Origin of the sequence: Streptomyces mutabilis (assembly GCF_014649815.1) — a bacterium.
GTDB classification, from domain to species: domain Bacteria; phylum Actinomycetota; class Actinomycetes; order Streptomycetales; family Streptomycetaceae; genus Streptomyces; species Streptomyces mutabilis.
On sequence record NZ_BMTT01000280.1, the window covers coordinates 1 to 544 of the forward strand.

Below are 544 nucleotides of genomic sequence, written 5' to 3' on the forward strand. Positions count from 1 at the left end.
TGCAACACTGATTTATCTGCCTTTTGTGATTATTTCGAATAAAGCACAAACCGAAATTGATAAAGAAGAAAGTGAAGAAGATATTGCTAATGCATTGAAATTTTAACGAATAGACAATGGCTGTGCAGTGCTTATTTTGCACAGCTAAGCACCAAAGAGGGGGAATGATGTTAGATATTGAGAATTGCGTTGATAGCTCAGCGACAGATGATGAATTTGAAGAAATTATCATGGGGTTAATTATTAATTCAGGGCAAGCACGAAGTATCGCTTATGCAGCGTTAAAAAAAGCGAAGCAAGGTGATTTTGCACAAGCCAAGAAAATGATGGAACAATCTCGAGCAGCATTAAATGAAGCTCATAAAATACAGACCCGCTTAATTGGTGATGATCAAGGATTGGGTAAAACGAAAGTGAGCTTGGTACTGGTGCATGCTCAAGATCATTTAATGACATCTATGTTAGCCAGAGAGCTTGTCACAGAGCTTATCGAGTTACATGAAAAAATAAAGTAAGGCGAATGATGATGCACTCATTAAAAGCG

General features: G+C 37.5%; 1 protein-coding gene. It reads left to right on the plus strand.

The genetic code is table 11. From position 1 onward, the window contains the following. Nucleotides 1-116 precede the first annotated feature (116 nt). Nucleotides 117-515 carry a PTS N,N'-diacetylchitobiose transporter subunit IIA gene (chbA, locus tag IE142_RS40330; RefSeq protein WP_229831313.1) on the plus strand — a complete coding sequence of 133 codons (399 nt, stop codon included), beginning with the start codon at nt 117-119 and terminating at the stop codon, nt 513-515. Nucleotides 516-544 lie beyond the last annotated feature (29 nt).